Annotated in this window: 13 protein-coding genes, 1 tRNA gene and 1 pseudogene; 10 read left to right on the forward strand and 5 right to left on the reverse strand. The window is 67.1% G+C overall.

The window, feature by feature from the left end; genetic code table 11:
- Positions 1 to 229: 229 nt before the first annotated feature.
- Positions 230 to 586 carry a hypothetical protein gene (locus HY68_RS40710; RefSeq protein ID WP_078863599.1) on the forward strand — a complete coding sequence of 119 codons (357 nt, stop codon included), beginning with the start codon at positions 230 to 232 and terminating at the stop codon, positions 584 to 586.
- A 296-nt stretch (positions 587 to 882) separates the two neighbouring features.
- Here HY68_RS40710 and HY68_RS13970 read toward each other — a convergent pair whose 3' ends face one another.
- Together HY68_RS13970 and HY68_RS42795 are read right to left on the reverse strand one after the other, a co-directional pair.
- Positions 883 to 1758: a DUF5677 domain-containing protein gene (locus HY68_RS13970; RefSeq protein WP_157874344.1), complete on the reverse strand. Its 876-nt coding sequence runs from the start codon at positions 1756 to 1758 to the stop codon at positions 883 to 885.
- Between the two features lie 265 nt (positions 1759 to 2023).
- Entirely contained in the window at positions 2024 to 3505 is a 1482-nt protein-coding gene (locus tag HY68_RS42795) for a DUF5677 domain-containing protein (RefSeq protein WP_157874345.1), read from the reverse strand.
- A gap of 429 nt (positions 3506 to 3934) precedes the next feature.
- Between HY68_RS42795 and HY68_RS45075 the strand changes: the two are divergent.
- A pseudogene (locus tag HY68_RS45075) lies at positions 3935 to 4124 on the forward strand (hypothetical protein); the annotation flags it as partial.
- Positions 4125 to 4144: 20 nt separating this feature from the next.
- Here HY68_RS45075 and HY68_RS13975 read toward each other — a convergent pair.
- Positions 4145 to 4220: transfer RNA gene (locus HY68_RS13975), tRNA-Arg, on the reverse strand.
- A 128-nt stretch (positions 4221 to 4348) separates the two neighbouring features.
- Here HY68_RS13975 and HY68_RS13980 point away from each other — a divergent pair.
- From HY68_RS13980 to HY68_RS14005, 6 genes are all read left to right on the forward strand, one after another.
- Complete coding sequence (locus tag HY68_RS13980; protein ID WP_041988679.1) at positions 4349 to 5314, forward strand: threo-3-hydroxy-L-aspartate ammonia-lyase; 966 nt, start codon at positions 4349 to 4351, stop codon at positions 5312 to 5314.
- 161 nt (positions 5315 to 5475) lie between these two features.
- Positions 5476 to 6813, forward strand: coding sequence for a ThuA domain-containing protein (locus HY68_RS13985; protein ID WP_041988682.1), 1338 nt, complete (start codon positions 5476 to 5478; stop codon positions 6811 to 6813).
- A gap of 92 nt (positions 6814 to 6905) precedes the next feature.
- Positions 6906 to 7328, forward strand: a complete 423-nt coding sequence (locus HY68_RS13990; RefSeq protein ID WP_041988685.1) for a MarR family transcriptional regulator — start codon at positions 6906 to 6908, stop codon at positions 7326 to 7328.
- Positions 7329 to 7498: 170 nt separating this feature from the next.
- Entirely contained in the window at positions 7499 to 9202 is a 1704-nt protein-coding gene (locus tag HY68_RS13995; protein ID WP_198533411.1) for an MFS transporter, read from the forward strand.
- On the forward strand, positions 9178 to 9759 hold the full coding sequence (locus HY68_RS14000; protein ID WP_041988687.1) for an isochorismatase family cysteine hydrolase: 582 nt from the start codon (positions 9178 to 9180) through the stop codon (positions 9757 to 9759). The genes HY68_RS13995 and HY68_RS14000 overlap by 25 nt, the downstream gene beginning before the upstream one ends.
- A gap of 154 nt (positions 9760 to 9913) precedes the next feature.
- Positions 9914 to 11623: a class I adenylate-forming enzyme family protein gene (locus HY68_RS14005; RefSeq protein ID WP_241778565.1), complete on the forward strand. Its 1710-nt coding sequence runs from the start codon at positions 9914 to 9916 to the stop codon at positions 11621 to 11623.
- A 72-nt stretch (positions 11624 to 11695) separates the two neighbouring features.
- On the opposite strand, the gene HY68_RS14010 is transcribed toward HY68_RS14005, so the two are convergent.
- Positions 11696 to 12994 (reverse strand): M6 family metalloprotease domain-containing protein, encoded by a 1299-nt coding sequence (locus HY68_RS14010; RefSeq protein WP_041988690.1) that lies wholly within the window; start codon positions 12992 to 12994, stop codon positions 11696 to 11698.
- 304 nt (positions 12995 to 13298) lie between these two features.
- On the opposite strand from HY68_RS14010, the gene HY68_RS14015 reads away from it, so the two are divergent.
- Complete coding sequence (locus HY68_RS14015; protein ID WP_041988691.1) at positions 13299 to 13958, forward strand: TetR/AcrR family transcriptional regulator; 660 nt, start codon at positions 13299 to 13301, stop codon at positions 13956 to 13958.
- Between the two features lie 195 nt (positions 13959 to 14153).
- The gene (locus HY68_RS14020; protein ID WP_041988693.1) at positions 14154 to 15677 is read left to right on the forward strand and encodes an MFS transporter; all 1524 of its coding nucleotides are present in this window, start codon (positions 14154 to 14156) and stop codon (positions 15675 to 15677) included.
- A gap of 82 nt (positions 15678 to 15759) precedes the next feature.
- Here HY68_RS14020 and HY68_RS14025 read toward each other — a convergent pair.
- A partial coding sequence (locus HY68_RS14025; RefSeq protein ID WP_241778566.1) for a MarR family transcriptional regulator occupies positions 15760 to 16265 on the reverse strand: 506 nt, incomplete at its 5' end.

Genomic DNA, 16265 nt, shown 5'->3' on the forward strand with positions numbered 1-16265 from the left:
CCTCGGCCACTCAGTAGGGGAGGCGTACCGCAACCGCCGGGCTGGAGTGATCGCAACCGCCCTGACCGTGTTGGCGCTTCCCACAGGCGGAGGATTACTGCTCTGGCCACACAGTGATGACATCCGAATTACTTCCCTCGATGATAGCAAAGCAGTGGTTGTCTCTCGATGTGTGCAGAGTTTGCGGGGAAGCGGCGCGCCTGCGGAGGGACACCACCTATGGATCGCGGTGGAATTCCCGGACGAAGCAGGTGAGAACCGTGTGCTGTTCGCGCGCGAGGCCACGGTGCACAATGGTCGCTGGCATGCCGATCAGGTCAACGTCGGTGGTGCCGGCCACATTGGCAACACCTACACCCTCACCGTAGTCGACGTCGATGCGCCAACGCACGGGATGCTGGCAACCGCAGTCATCGATATGTATGGAAGTAAAGCTGAGACACTGGCCGCCGGAGATGATCTATGGCGGTTCTCCGCTTACGGCTATCCCACTGGCGCCCGACCGCGCGACCAAGTCAACGTAAGTCGCGGCACGGACCAGCGCAGCTGCGCTGAAATCGCCGACGGCGTAACCGCCAAGCCTTGACATGCTGGTCTCGTGACTCCGAGGACGTAAGCAAGTCGCGTTACATCGGTGATCTGGCGGCATGGCCTTCCAGTTGGTTAGAGCAATGCTCCGGTAGCTTATCGATTTGACCTTGCTCGGCAGGGCAATACCGGGCGCCACTGGCTACTCTCAAGTCCTGTGCGAGAGGACGCGGTTCGGCGTGCCCATCCGGACAGTAGGGAGGAAAGGAAACGGTGAATAAAAGTTTTTGAAGTTTTTCAAAATGCCATGAGTGAAGACTGTCGGCGAATCCCCCCGAATGGCCGCGTAAGAAGCTACGAGGCAAGGAAGCTCTCATGGAGGTCGTCTACCTCACAGGCGCGGCGTACGAGGCTCTCAAGGAGGGGCCGGAAGGATGACGATACATCCCTGTCAAGAACGAGGTAATCGAGATTTTCCAGCGTCACCCTCATCGTGAGCCGAACGAGGCTAAGGGGCACCTGGGGCCGTGCCTCATAGCTACTCAAGTTTGGCAAGAATTCACCATCCTCGAAAGTCAGGTGGTTTCGGTACAAGTCGTGCCAGTCGCCATGTGTCTCAACAGAGCCCATACGGTAGCCAAGGTAAACATTAGGGCCTAGTAGCTTGATGCGTTCCTCAGCCGAGGGGTAGCCGATCTTCGCGCGACCCGGGAGCTTTGAGACGTTGTCGATGCCAGCTGCCATTGCTGTGGCAGCGATCGAGCGTTTCATCCGCTCTTCGATGGGCCATACCTCACCATTCCGAGCCTTGATGTTCTTCTTGACATCCTGAAGGAGTTCGCGTTCAGCGATGAGGCCGTTCATGACGTACTGGTCGAAGCGGGCCCCAGTGCCGTCGTCGCCAACCAGGTAGACGAACGTCGCAAGAGTCTCGATGGCGTCCCGATATACACTCAACTGCTGGAATGTCTCCTTGCTGTTCAGCTCGCGAAGTGTCAGGCGCATCAGCTTGCATACACGGACAACGAGTCCACGCAGAATCGCGCCATTCCGCTTCAGCGGTGACGGTGACTTGAGAGCTGCCAAAATAGTTAGCCAGTGCGTCGCCTCGCGGAGGAGATAAAGAGCGGTTTCCATGTAAGGTGCTTCGCTGGTTGTCTTTTTTAGCTCCTCAAAGTTTGGCCGGTAGGCAACCGGCAGTTGATCGTCGCTCATTTCTTTGTGAGTCATGGTGCAATTTTACCTTCAGGGCGATCTTGGGGCAGGTCATTTTTGTGTATGGACTCAAGGATCTGCGGCCTCCGGCGCAAGGCCGTCAATCACCCGGTCATTATCACGCGTGCCGATCCGTCACAACTGGCAACGCCAGCTTAGCTGCCGACGATGCCGCTGTACCGGGTCAGGTCTGCGGCTGGGACAAGGGTTCAGCTCGGCCGAGAAAGGCTTGACCATCACGCGGTCGACGTCGCCGTCTCGAACCCGATGATGTCGAGCCTCAGTCACGTTCATTGATATTCGAATCATCTGACAGTGAGTTCGTAGCGGCATCAATCACACGCTTCAAGCTGCTTATGGCGGCTGTAAGGGTGCCCTGACTCAATATCGGCGTCAAGTATTGCACTGGGATTCGGTGAAACCGGTGCAGTGGATTCATGCACCTGTCTACAACGTAGTTGTCGAGCGCCGACCACTCGCCATGTACGGACGCGCTCAGAGGCTGGAATACGCGACTGTAGAGATCCTGCATTCCGACGTCTTCCGCCATAGATCGCGTGTTGACAGATCCCCCGGCGAAGGAAGGATGAACGCTAACCTCCAACATCATTTCCGCTCCTTGGCCGCCTATACGGTCATCCAGAAATGACGCCAGAGCTGACAGATTTGGATTTTCCTTCCCACCTTGTTCGCTCATCGCCTCTTCTATGTGAGCCCGCATCAGCTTTTGCTTCCCCTGCCCATATGCGATAAATCTTTCGTAGAGCTCAAGTTCATTCTTATGGTCGAGCCAGGCGATAAGTATCTCCGTTTCGGCTAGTGATCGAAGAATGGCAGAGCCATGTTCCCCGCCCCACAGTAGCGGGCTTTGAGTCATGGCATAAACGCCTCTAATGGCCCTGACCGCCAACGCGCACACCACTTCATGTTGGGCAGGCCGATACAGGCTCACTCCATTTGAGAAGGCGATTTCCATGAACTCATTCCAAAGTTCATTAACCTGATCGAGTGCCGCGTCCTGGGCTCTCGTAGCATCGGCTTGCTCCATCACGGCTGGAGGACTATCCCCGGTCATGCACGGTGTGAGTTCCCAGTTCGCATTCCAGAAATTGGCTGCCCAGCCGCTCTCGGCATTAGGTGCGTCCTCGTTGTCCTCCGCGAGCCCTTTGGCGGCGCCGTACATAGAGGTGAGAATTGCCTCGGCAATTGGCCGGCTCACTGGATCAGTCGGGTATGAGGAGAGGATCGAAATCTGGCTCTCTTGGAGATGCAATCTCCCGCTGAGCAAAAGCCAGCCCAGGGGGGCTGCCACCGTTAGCGCTTTCCCGCGTCGGTCAAGGCACAACAATAGGGCATGGACAAGCGTGTCCAGCATCTCGTCCATGTCGCTGGCGCTCGGGGCGCCAATCTGGGCAAAGGCCCATCGGCCTGGCATGTCTGGGTACCACGCGGCAATCGTGCGCAAGGCTTTCGGTACTATTCGTGCGCTATTATGACGTGAAATCAGGTCTAGGAAATCGTTTCGCGCGGGTTCTGGCATCTTTTCCAGGGAAGACAGCCTTCCGTCTAGTGCGGATGAATATTCTGCATGGCGTTTCTGTTCAAGCCACTCGTGCTGCAGCGAAGAAATGAGGCGGGCGCCGCTGTCGCCCTCCTGTTCGATAATCAAAGCTATCCACAAGAGGTCGGGGAAATCATCTCGCACCCAATCGTTCAGGATAGCCCCGTGCTGGATCACAGGTGGAATGAGACTCTTCCCCACCCACTTATGGTCGGCCAGCCTCTTTGGTAGCGGTCTGCGACTCTTCTTCGCCACTTTCTCCCCCTGCTTCTGACGTGCGGTAGTTCCACTCTGCAGTATCGGTGAGAGTTCACCCTTCCGCACTCCTATTTAGGGAGTTGCCTTGCGGCGGCCCCTCCCAGAATCTGCTCAACTCACTACCCACGGCAGTTCCCATCCCGCCCCGCCCCGCCCCACGCCCGATGGGGGCAGACGTGGTTCAGGGCGTCAAGGTGGAGCGCACCACTCTGTGAACGACCTTGACGCCCCTGGGGCGCGTTTGTTTGGCTCTGCCTGAGTTGTGACGGTGGACGGGATGGGAGCTTCCCACGCGTGCCCACTCGGCTGGTACCTGCAACCGGCGCCCCCTCCATCCCGGAGTCAGAAGGCCCCGCCGGAGTCATGTAGCCAGGGGTCGCTCCCCGCGTCGTGATGGAGATCCTGGGGCATACACAGATCAGCATCACCATGCGCGTCTACACGCACGCAGGACACTCAGCGCGATGCCATCAGTCACATAGACCGGCTGGTCAAGCGCCGGCCGGTTGCGAGTGACCGCCCTCGTAGATGTCAGAAGAGGTGTCAAAGCCCCGGACCATGATCAGTCCGGGGCCTTTTCCCTGGTGCCCCCGGCAGGATTCGAACCTGCGACACCCGCTTTAGGAGAGCGGTGCTCTATCCCCTGAGCTACGAAGGCGGGGCTTCGTGGAAGCCTCCGGGGACAGGTTAGCGGATGTTCGGGGGTGGCTGGGGGGTCCGGGCGCTGGCCCGGGGGGTCGGTAGGGTCGGAGGCCGGTGGGGCGGAGTGCGAGGAGTGTGGCGTCGATGGTGCAGGCACCGACCTTTCGGGACGTGGAGGCCGCGGCGGTGCGCGGGGCTTCCGTGGTGCACCGGACGCCCGTGTTGCGGTCGCGGCTGCTCAACGAACAGCTCGGCGCCGACGTGGTGTTCAAGTGTGAGAACTTCCAGCGCGTCGGCGCGTTCAAGTTCCGTGGGGCGTACAACGCGCTCGCGCAGTTCACCCCCGAGCAGCGGAAGGCCGGGGTGGTGGCCTATTCATCGGGGAACCACGCCCAGGCGGTCGCGCTCTCCGCGCAGCTGCTGGGCATTCCCGCGACCATCGTCATGCCCCACGACGGCCCCGCGTCGAAGATCGCCGCGACCAAGGCGTACGGCGGCCAGGTCGTCCCGTACGACCGGTACACCGAGGACGTCGTGGAGATCACGCGCGCGCTCGCCGATGAGCGCGGGCTGACGTTCGTCCCGCCGTTCGACCATCCGCATGTGATCGCGGGACAGGGCACCGTCGCCCGTGAACTGTTCGCCGAGGTAGGCGAGTTGGACGCGCTGTTCGTGCCGCTCGGCGGTGGCGGGCTGCTGTCGGGTACGGCGCTGGTGGCGCGCGAGGTCGCGCCGGGGTGCCGGTTGTACGGGGTCGAGCCGGCGGCCGGCGACGACGGGCGGCAGTCGTTGCGGCAGGGGCGTCTCGTGCGGATCGAGACGCCGAAGACCATCGCGGACGGCGCGCAGACCCAGCATCTGGGCGAGCACACCTTCGAGATCATCCGCCATGCGGTCACCGACATCCGCACCGTGACCGACGACGAACTCGTCGACGCCATGCGGGCCTTCGCCACGTACATGAAGCTCGTCGTGGAGCCCACCGGCTGTCTCGGGTTCGCCGCCGTGCGCGGGGCGGCCGACGAGTTGCGCGGGCAGCGGGTCGGTGTGGTGATCAGCGGCGGCAACATCGACCTCGACCGGTACGCGGCGCTGCTGGCCGCCGCGTGACCGGCGCGCGCGGGTGACCAGCGCCTTCGACTTATTGGTCCATACCAAAGCCTTGACACGCGATGCCTTCACTTCTTAAATCACGAGTGAGCCATGTCACTCCGTCAGTGATTGGCATGGGCATGACACACCCCCCATGTGTGAAGAAGGGTCGTCGCCCGATGATCAGGAACAGCTGGAACAGACCTCGCCCCAGGAAGGCCCGCCCGCTGCTGCTCGCGCTGCTGGCCGCGCTGCTCGGCCTGGTCGCCGCCGCCACCACCGGCGGCGGGGCCGTCGCGGCGCAAGCCGCCCCGGCCGCACCCGCGTTCAAGGTGCTGGCCTTCTACGACGGTACGTACGACGCCGCCCACATCGACTTCGTCAAGGAAGCCAACGCGTGGTTCCCGCAGACGGCGGCCGCCAACAACTTCTCGTACACCGCGACCAACAACTGGGACCAGCTCACCAACGCGAGCACCCTCGCCCAGTACCAGGTTGTCCTGTTCCTCGACAACGCCCCGCACACCGCCGCCCAGCGCGCCGGGTTCGAGCAGTACATGCGTAACGGCGGCGGCTGGATGGGCTTCCACGTCTCCGCCTTCACCACCGACGCCGGCGAATGGCCCTGGTACTACAACGAGTTCCTCGGCTCGGGCAACTTCCAGACCAACACCTGGGGCCCGGAGGCCGCGACGCTGAAGGTCGAGGACCACTCGCTGCCCAACACCGCCGGGCTGCCCGCGACATTCACCTCCGCCGTCAGCGAGTGGTACAGCTGGAGCAACGACCTCAGGCAGAACCCGAACATCAAGATCCTGGCGTCCGTCGACCCGGTGAGCTTCCCGCTCGGCACCGACCCCAACCAGGACTGGACCAGCGGCTACTACCCGATCCTGTGGACCAACACCAACTACAAGATGGTGTACGCCAACTTCGGGCACAACGACATGAACTACAGCACCAACCAACGGCTCTCGTCCACGTTCGCCAGCGCCACCCAGAACAAGTTCCTCGTCGACAGCCTCAAGTGGCTCGGTACGGGATCGGTGGGCGACGGCGGTACGACGCCGCCGTCCGGGCCGATATCCGAGACCGCCTGGTACTCGCTGGTGAACAGCGGCAACGGCAAGTGCGTGGACGCGAAGGCCGCCGCCACCGCCAACGGCACCCCCGTCCAGCAGTACGCCTGCAACGGCACCCAGGCGCAGCAGTACCAGGTGCGCGCCACGGACGGCGGCTTCTCGCGGATCGGTGTCCGGGCCGACCCGCAGCAGGTCATCGACGTCACCAACGTGTCCACGGCCGACAACGCACCGCTCCAGCTGTGGAGTTACTCCGGCGGCACCAACCAGCAGTGGAAGGCGGTGGCCGAGTCCTCCGGCGCCTACCACTTCACCACCCGCGCCACGGGCAAGTGCCTCAGCGCCCCGGCGAGCGCGGCGGACGGTGTGCAGCTCGTCCAGCGTGCCTGTGACGGCTCGGCGGCCCAGTCGTTCAAGCTGCTCCAGCAGTCGTAACGGGGACGTGTCGCCGCACGTAGCTGACCTCGGCGCCGCTTCGGTGGTGTCGAGGTAGTTACGTTCTCTTGATAAGCCTATTGTTACTACTTATGGATGAAGAGATTGGAGCGGCGCTCCGCCTGTCCGTCGCCCGGATCGCCCGGCGGCTGCGCCAGAAGCACGCCGTCGGCGACGTGACCCTCTCCGAGGTGTCCGTGCTCTCCCGGCTCAGCCGGGACGGCGCCGATTCCCCCGGCTCCCTCGCCGACCTCGAACGGGTACGTCCGCAGGCGATGGCGACGACGCTCGCCGCACTGGAGGAGCGCGGGCTCGTCCTGCGCACCCCGGACGCCGCCGACGGCCGCCGCGCCGTGATGACGGTGACCGACCAGGGCCGCAAGGTGCTGATCGACCGGCGCTCCGAGTCCGTCCAGCGGCTCACCACCGTCCTGAACGAGGAGTTCACCGACGACGAGCGCGCTGCGCTGCGGGGCGTACTGCCGTTGCTCGACCGGCTGGCGGAGCGGCTGTGACGGCCGAGCGCAAGGGCCCCGGCGGCAAGGGCCCCGAGGGCAAGGGTCCCGGCGGCAAGGGCCCCCGGCCGAAGGGCCGCGCCGCCAGGGAAGCGGCCCGGGGGCCCGTCACCGACCGCTACAAGTGGGTGGCGCTGTCCAACACCACCCTCGGCGTCCTGATCGCCACGATGGACAGCTCCATCGTGATCATCTCGCTGCCTGCGATCTTCCGGGGGATCGACCTCGACCCGCTCGCGCCGGGGAACATCGGCTATCTGCTCTGGATGATCCTGGGCTATCTGCTCGTCTCGGCCGTGCTCGTCGTCGTACTGGGCCGGCTCGGGGACATGTTCGGCCGCGTCAAGATGTACAACCTCGGCTTCGTGATCTTCGCCTGCGCCTCGATCGCCCTGTCGCTCGACCCGTTCAAAGGCGGCAGCGGCGCGCTCTGGCTGATCCTGTGGCGGGTGGTGCAGGCCGTCGGCGGCTCGATGCTGACGGCGAACTCCGCCGCCATCCTCACGGACGCCTTCCCGTCCGGGCAGCGCGGCATGGCGCTCGGCATCAACCAGGTCACCGCACTGGCGGGACAGTTCCTCGGCCTGCTCGCCGGCGGGCTGCTCGCGGTCGTCGACTGGCGTGCGGTGTTCTGGGTCAGCGTCCCGATCAGTGTGATCGGCTCCATCTGGTCGTACCGCAGCCTGCGCGAGACCGGCACCCGCAAACCGGGCCGGATCGACTGGTTCGGCAATGTCACCTTCACCGCGGGCACGGGCATCCTGCTCGCCGCGATCACGTACGGCATCCAGCCGTACGGCGGCAACGCGACCGGCTGGTCCAACCCCATGGTGCTGGGCGGGATCTTCGGCGGGATCTTCCTGCTGATCGTGTTCTGCTTCGTGGAGACGCGGGTCAAGGAGCCGATGTTCCAGCTCGCGCTGTTCCGGGTGCGGGCGTTCGCCGCCGGCAACCTCGCCGCGCTGCTGACCGCCATCGCCCGCGGCGGGCTCCAGTTCATGCTGATCATCTGGCTCCAGGGCATCTGGCTGCCGCTGCACGGCTACGACTTCGAGGACACCCCGCTGTGGGCCGGCGTCGCGATGCTGCCGCTCACGGTCGGGTTCCTGATCGCGGGCCCGGTGAGCGGCTACCTGTCGGACCGCTTCGGCGCCCGGCTGTTCTCGACCGGCGGGCTGCTGCTGGTCGCGGCCTCGTTCGGGGGGCTGCTCACCCTGCCGGTGAACTTCAACTACTACCTGTTCGCCGCGCTGTTGCTGCTCAACGGGCTCGGGCAGGGGATGTTCTCCTCGCCCAACACCTCGGCGATCATGGGCAGTGTCCAGCCGGAGTACCGCGGGGTCGCCTCCGGGATGCGCTCCACGTTCCAGAACTCCGGTACGGCGCTGTCGATCGGTGTGTTCTTCTCGCTGATGATCTCCGGCCTCGCCTCCTCGCTGCCGCACACCCTCAACTCAGGCCTCCAGGCCCAGGGGGTACCGGCGGCGACGGCGGACCAGGTGGCGTCGCTGCCACCGGTGAGCACCCTCTTCGCGACCTTCCTCGGCGACAACCCGATCGGCCATCTGCTGGCGCCGAGCGGAGTGCTGGACAAGCTCTCGCACGCCCAGGTCACCAAGCTGACCGGGCACAGCTTCTTCCCCCAACTGGTCTCGGGTCCTTTCCACGACGGACTCGTGATCGTCTTCAGCGTGGCCGCGGGCATGGCTCTGGTCGCCGCGGTCGCCTCCCTGCTGCGCGGTGGGCACCAGCGTGCCGACCAGCAGCCTCCCTCGGGCCAGGACCCGGACCAGGGCCCGGACCAGAACCCGGGCGAGAACCCGGGCAAGAATGAGAAAGGACAGCCCAAATGGCGAAAAGCGCCCTCCTCGTGATGGACGTCCAGCGCGGCATCACGGACCGGTTCGACGGGGACGCCGGCTATCTGCCACGGCTGCGCCGGGCCGTCGACGCGGCCCGCGCCGCCGACATCCCTGTGGTGTACGTCGCGGTCGGCTTCCGGCAGGGGCACCCCGAGGTCAGCGCCCGCAACAAGACGTTCGGGGCGGTCGCCGCGCACGTCGCGGCCTCCGGTGCGCCGGGCGGTTTCACGGACGACGATCCGCAGGCGCAGATCCACCCCGATGTCGCGCCGCGCCCGGGTGACGTCGTCGTCACGAAGAAGCGGGTCAGCGCCTTCGCGGGCAGCGATCTCGATCTCGTGCTGCGCGCCGGGGAGATCGACCAGCTCGTCCTCACCGGCATCGCGACCAGCGGTGTCGTCCTGTCGACCCTCCGCCAGGCCTCCGACCTCGACTTCGGCCTCACGGTGCTGGAGGACGGCTGCCTCGACTCCGACCCCGAGGTGCACCGGGTGCTCACCGACAAGGTGTTCCCGCGCCAGGCGGACGTCGTGACGGTGGACGAGTGGGTCGCGACCGTCGGCAAGTGATCGGCAGTGATCGGCAAGTGTGACCGGCAAGTGCAAGTGATCGGTAGGTAAGGGGCTGTGACGCCGTGCCCGTGCCCGGTTGACCGCGTACCGGGCGCGGGCATAGCGTCACCGGGTCACTGAGCAAGCGCTTAGGCCTAGGAAGGTGCTCCAGGTGCCCGTGCCCCACACCGAAGCCGAGGCCGGCGCCGCGCTGACCGCACCCGGCGCGCCCTTCGCCGTCGTACGCGCCGAGGACGGCTCGCTGATCTACGAGAGCGGCCCGCGCACCCTGCGCGAGTTCGTCGAGGCCACGTGGGCGTACGGCGACCGGCCGTTCCTCGTCGGCGAGAGCCGCACGTACACCTACGGCGAGTTCTTCGCCGCCGCCACCGCGCTCGCCAACCGCTTCGCCGGCCCGTACGGGCTGCGCCCCGGCGACCGCGCCGCCATCGCGATGCGCAACCACCCCGAGTGGCAGATCGCCTTCTGGGCGACCCAGCTCGCCGGTCTCGTCGCCGTACCGCTCAACGCCTGGTGGACCGAGGACGAGGTCCGCTACGCCCTGGCCGACTGCGAGCCGCGCGTACTGCTGGTGGACGGGGAGCGGCTGCCGCGCGTCAGCGGCTGGGCGCGGAGTGTGGGGGCGCGGACGGTGGTCTTCCACGCCGTACGTGACGACGAGGCGCAGGACGGCGTCGAGCGGTACGAGGACCTGCCGGCCCCCGATCCGGCCGCCGCCCCGCCCGACGTAGAGGTACGGGCCGAGGACGACGCCACGATCATCTACACGTCCGGCACGACGGGCCGGCCGAAGGGCGCGGTCGCCACGCAGCTCGCCCAGGCGGGCGCGGCGACGAACCCCCGCTACCTCGCCGCCGTCGCCGCGCTCGGCCGCGGCGAGATCCCGGGCCAGGGGCCCGCGCCGGTCGGCCTGATGACGTTCCCCTTCTTCCATGTGGCGGCCTTCACCAGCGTCTACTCGGTGATGGCGGCGGGCGGGACGCTCGTCCTGATGCGCAAGTGGGACGCGGGGCGCGCCCTGGAACTGATCCGTGAACACCGGGTGACCTACTTCGCCGGCGTCCCGTCCACCGCTCTCCAGCTGCTGGACGCGGCTGTCGCGGCCGACGACGACCTGCCGACGCTCGCCATGCTGAACACCGGCGGCGCCGCAGCCCCGCCCGGCCTCGTGGGCCGGATCACCGACCGTTACGGCGAGCGCGTCGAACCGCGCAACGGCTACGGCCTCACCGAGACCTGCGGCGGGGTGACGGCCAACTTCGGCGCCGCCTACCGCGCCTTCCCCGGCAGCGTGGGCCGGCCCACCCCGGTCACGGAGACCCGCGTCGTCGACCCGGCGGGCGCGCCGCTGGAGGCGGGCGAGGTGGGGGAGCTGTGGCTGAGGGGCCAGTCGCTGGTACGGGGCTACTGGGGCGACCCGGAGGCGACGGCGGAGGCGTTCACCCCCGACGGATGGTTCAGGACGGGCGATCTCGCGACGGTGCGCGAGGGGCGCGTCAGCATCGTGGACCGGATCAAGGACATGGTCGTACGGGGCGGCGAGAACGTGTACTGCGTGGAGGTCGAGGCCGCGCTGTACGACCATCCGGACGTCCTCGAAGCGGCCGTGCTGGGCGTACCGCACCCGGTGCTCGGCGAGGAGGTCGTGGCCGTGGTGCAGCTCCGGCCGGCCGCCACGGCGGGGGTGGACGAGCTGCGCGCGTACTGCGCCCTGAGCCTCGCCGCGTTCAAGGTGCCCGCGCACGTACTGCTGCGGGCGGACCCACTGCCGCGCAACGCGACGGGCAAGGTGCTCAAGCGCGAGTTGCGCGCCGCGTCACGCGCCGCGACCGGGCCCCTGGGCGGGCCGGGCACCACCTGACCCCGCAAAGCCGCCGAGCCGCCGAGCCGCCGAGTCGCAAAGCCGCCGAGTCGCCGAGTCGCCGCACCGGCCTCAGGAGCGGGTCACACGTACCCGGTAGTTCCCGCTCGGTTCCTGCGCCAGGACCGTGATCTTGATGTGGTTGTCGTCGTCCGTGAACGACTCGCCCGCCTGGTACGGCGCGTCCGACAGTTCCGCCTGCACGTTCGGCAGCCGCGTGCAGCCGCCGCTGTCCTTCTTGCTGTCCTCGATACTCACCGGGCCCCTGCCGGTGTCCACGGTCGAGTCCACGTGGTAGATCAGCACCCCCGGCTCACACACCGCCTCGTCGTTGCCCGCACGCGTGCGCACCTCCGCCGCGTACCCGGACTGGCCCGACACGGGTATGAAGATCAGCTTGGAGCCGCCGGGGGTGGCCAGCGGCTTCAGTGTGTACTCGCTGGTGCCCGGCGACGAGGCGCAGTTGATCTGGTTGTCGTCGAGCCAGCCGAGCTTCCACTTGTGCCAGCCCAGCAGGTCGTTGTCGGCGCCCCAGTCCTCGGACATGATGTCCCAGTGCCCGACGGCCCCGCCGCCGTCCGTGGTGTACAGGTCGGGCAGGCCGAAGACATGGCCGTTCTCGTGCGGCAGCACCCGGAAGCCGGTCTCCACGTACGACCCCGACCCGTCGTCCTGGCGGCTGTAGACGAAGGACGTGTTGGACAGCGGCACCCCGTCCGCGTGCGGGGCGTCGTCGTTCCCCGAGAACGTCACGGACAGGACGGTGTCCAGCGCCGAGGGCCCCGCGTTCGGGGTGACCAGGATGTTCACCAGGTCGTACGCGCTGAAGTCCACCCGTGAGTCGGCCTCGCGCACGATGTCCTTGACGAGGTCGTGGTAGCCGGGTTCGTACGGTGAGCCGCGCTCGATCCCGTAGGCGGAGAACGCCTTCGGCATGCGCAGCCAGTCCTTCAGCGGGGCCTCGGGGTGGTAGTCGAGCCGCCCGTAGGAGCTGGTCCTGAACCACTTCGTGGTCTGCGGGAAGAATTCCGCGAGCCGGTCGAGCGCCCGCCCCTTGCCCGGCGCGTCCGGGAAGTCGATCATCAGGTTGAGGGCGTGCACCGTACCGGTGGAGGGCGAGTAGCCGGGCGGAGTCGGCAGCCCCTCGGACATCTGTACGGTCGTCGTGGTGGAGGCGATCCGGCACGGGCCGAGCACCGCGTCGTTGTCCACGGCGGGCCCTGCGGAGGCGCGACTGGCGTTGGGGAGCGTGCCGCTCGCCGTTGTCAGCGCCGCGAGGGTGAGGGCGGCCAGTCCGGCGAGCGCGCCGACCCGACGGGGCCTGCGGTGCCTGCCGTGAGAGCCTCCACGTATCCCGCGCGTGTGCTGCATACGGTCGCCGCCTTCGGGTCACCGGCAGCCGGCCGTCCTGACTGCCCGGGCCGAACGGGAGCGCCCGGGCCGACTGCGCTCTGTTCGATCACCCTGCGTCGCCCGGCGTGTCGGCGCTCGCTGGGTGCGCCGATCGTGGGTACTTCCGGTGCCGGTCGCGGGTTCTTCCGATGGTGTGAGCCAGGTCACGCGATCGAGTGAAATAACCGGGGATCTCTTCCCCGTTTGCACCTGTGTCCGAGCCAAACGGGGAAGCCATCCCCGGTTACGGCCGAGTTACCGCCCACTACGAGGGAAGGCCGACGTGACCGCCACAGCCGCCGTCGAAACCGAAGCGCGCCGGGTTCCCCGACCGCGCGCGGACGCTCTGCGCAACAGGGAGCGGATCGTCGCAGCGGCCCGGGAGATGTTCGTGGAGTACGGGCCCGAGGCCCCGCTCGACGAGATCGCCCGCCGCGCGGGCATCGGCAACGCCACGCTGTACCGGCACTTCCCCGACCGCACCTCCCTCATCCACGACGTCGTGCTCTCCGTCCTGGCCCGCACGGCGGACCTGGCCGAAGAAGTCGCGATGCGGGAGTCCGACCCCTCGTTCGCGCTCCGCCGCTTCGTGCACGCGGCGGCAGACGAGCGGGTGGGGGCCCTGTGCCCCCTGCTCTCCGGTGATTTCGACCGAGCCCGCCCCGACCTCGACGCGGCGCGCATGCGCCTCGAAGGCGCCGTAGAAGCGCTGATGGAACGGGCACGGCAGGCCGGACGACTGCGCACCGACGTCGCCGTCGGCGACCTGATGGTCGCGCTGTCCCAGCTCACCCGCCCGCTGCCCGGCACCGGCTGCGTCAACATGGACCGGTTCACCCACCGGCATCTGCAGCTGTTCCTGGACGGCCTCGAGGCGCCCGCCCGGTCGGAACTCCCCGGCAAGGCCGCGACTCTGGAGGATCTGCGCCGCGCCGCTCCGTGACGCGCCCTGAACCCATTCCACGTACCTGACCCTCGGCCCCAGGCCGTCACGTAGACCAGCGGCAGGCGCTCGACCCCGCCTGTCCATCACACCGTCACCTCATGACCCGGGTGACTCAACGACCTCGTAAGACCGGCAGCGTCGCCTGTACTTACGCACGTTTTCGCCTTTTCGCACCCTTAGGTGGATACCTCCATGTCTCAAACAGCCGACACCCGGCTTCCCGATCCCAGGCGCTGGACGGCACTCGTCTTCATCGCCCTGGCCCAGTTGATGGTGGTCCTCGACGCGACCATCGTGAACATCGCGCTGCCGCACGCACAGGCCGACCTCGACATATCCGACGCCAACAAGCAGTGGATCATCACCGCCTACGCACTCGCCTTCGGCGGACTGCTGCTCTTCGGCGGACGTATCGGTGACCTCTGGGGCCGTAAGCGCGCCTTCGTCATCGGTCTGACCGGATTCGCCGCCGCTTCCGCGGTCGGCGGCGCCGCCGTCAACGAGGCGATGCTGTTCAGCTCGCGCGCCGCTCAGGGCCTCTTCGGCGCCCTGCTCGCGCCGGCCGCCCTGTCGCTGCTCGCCGTGACCTTCACCGAGGCCAAGGAGCGCGCCAAGGCGTTCGGCATCTTCGGTGCGATCGCCGGTGGCGGTGGCGCCGTCGGCCTGCTGCTCGGCGGCTTCCTCACCGAGTACCTGAACTGGCGCTGGACGTTCTTCGTCAACATCCCGTTCGCCGCTGTCGCCGCGCTCGGCGCGTACTTCGTCATCCGTGAGCCCGAGGGCCAGCGCAACCGCTCGCCGCTCGACGTTCCCGGTGTCGTGCTCTCCACGCTGGGCCTGGTCTCGCTGGTCTACGGCTTCACCCGCGCCGCTTCCGACGGCTGGTCCGACCCGATGACGGTCGGCCTGTTCGTGGCGACCGTGGTCCTGCTCTCGGCGTTCGTCTTCGTCGAGTCGAAGGTCAAGGCCCCGCTGCTGCCGCTGCGTGTGGTCGCCGACCGCAACCGCGGTGGTGTCTACGCCTCGCTGGGCCTCGCCATCATCGGGATGTTCGGTCTCTTCCTCTTCCTGACGTACTACCTCCAGGTCGTGCAGGGCTACTCCTCGGTCAAGACCGGGTTCGCGTTCCTGCCGATGGTCGTCGCCATGATCACGGGCTCCACCCAGATCGGCGCGCGGCTGATGACCCGGGTCCCGGCCCGGCTGCTGATGGGTCCCGGCTTCGCGCTGGGCGCCGTGGGCATGCTGCTGCTGACCCGGCTTGAGGTCGGCTCGTCCTACCCGGCCGTGATCCTGCCGGGCATGGTCCTGCTGGGCCTCGGTATGGGTACGGCGTTCATGCCGGCCATGTCGCTGGCCACGCACGGCATCGAGCCGCGTGACGCCGGTGTCGCCTCCGCGATGGTCAACACCTCGCAGCAGGTCGGCGGCGCCATCGGTACGGCGCTGCTGAACACGATCGCCGCCTCGGCCACCACGTCGTACCTCGCCGCGCACCTCGCGGGCGCCGGTGCCAACGCGAAGCTGGTCCAGGCGCAGGGTCTTGTGCACGGCTACACGAACGCCATCTGGTGGGCCGTCGGCATCCTCGCCGTCGCCTCCGCCATCGCGTTCACCTTCATCAACGCCGGACGGCCGAGCGCGAGCACGGTCAGCGGCGGTACGAAGGACGCCGGCTCCGAGGACGAGGTCAAGATCCCGGTGGCGATGCACTGACGGTCGCCCCCGCCGGCCTGAGCCGGTCGTGAAGGCGATCAGGTGAACACGTACGACGGATCTGCCCTGGTGTCGCGGTTTCTCAGCGGCGCCAGGGCAGATCCGCGTCCGCGCCCGCGCGGCTCTCGGCCTGCAGCCCTTCGGCCAGCACCCGCATGATCTCGCCGAGCTGGCCCACCTGCGCCGGGCTCAGCCGGTCGAAGATGGCCTCCCGTACGGCGGCGACATGGCCGGGCGCCGAGCGCCGCAGCACCTCACCGCCCGCCTCGGTCAGGAACGCGTTCTGCCCGCGCTTGTCGGACGCGCAGTCCTCGCGCCGTACCCAGCCGTGCTTCTCCAGGCGGGCGACCGCGTGGGAGAGCCGGGACCGGGTGATCTTGGCGTCCTTGGCCAGCTGGGTCATCCGTATCCCCTGCGCGGGCGCCCTGGAGAGCTGGACGAGCAGGGCGTAGTAGATGTGCGGCATCCCGGCGTCGCGCTGGAGCTGCCGGTCGAGATGGTCCTCCAGCAGGGTCGTGGCATGCAGATAGGCCTGCCAGACCCGCTGCTCCTCGTCGCTGAGCCAGCGGGGCTCCGTGGGTGACGTGG

This window comes from Streptomyces sp. AcH 505, from assembly GCF_000818175.1.
Lineage (GTDB): Bacteria > Actinomycetota > Actinomycetes > Streptomycetales > Streptomycetaceae > Streptomyces.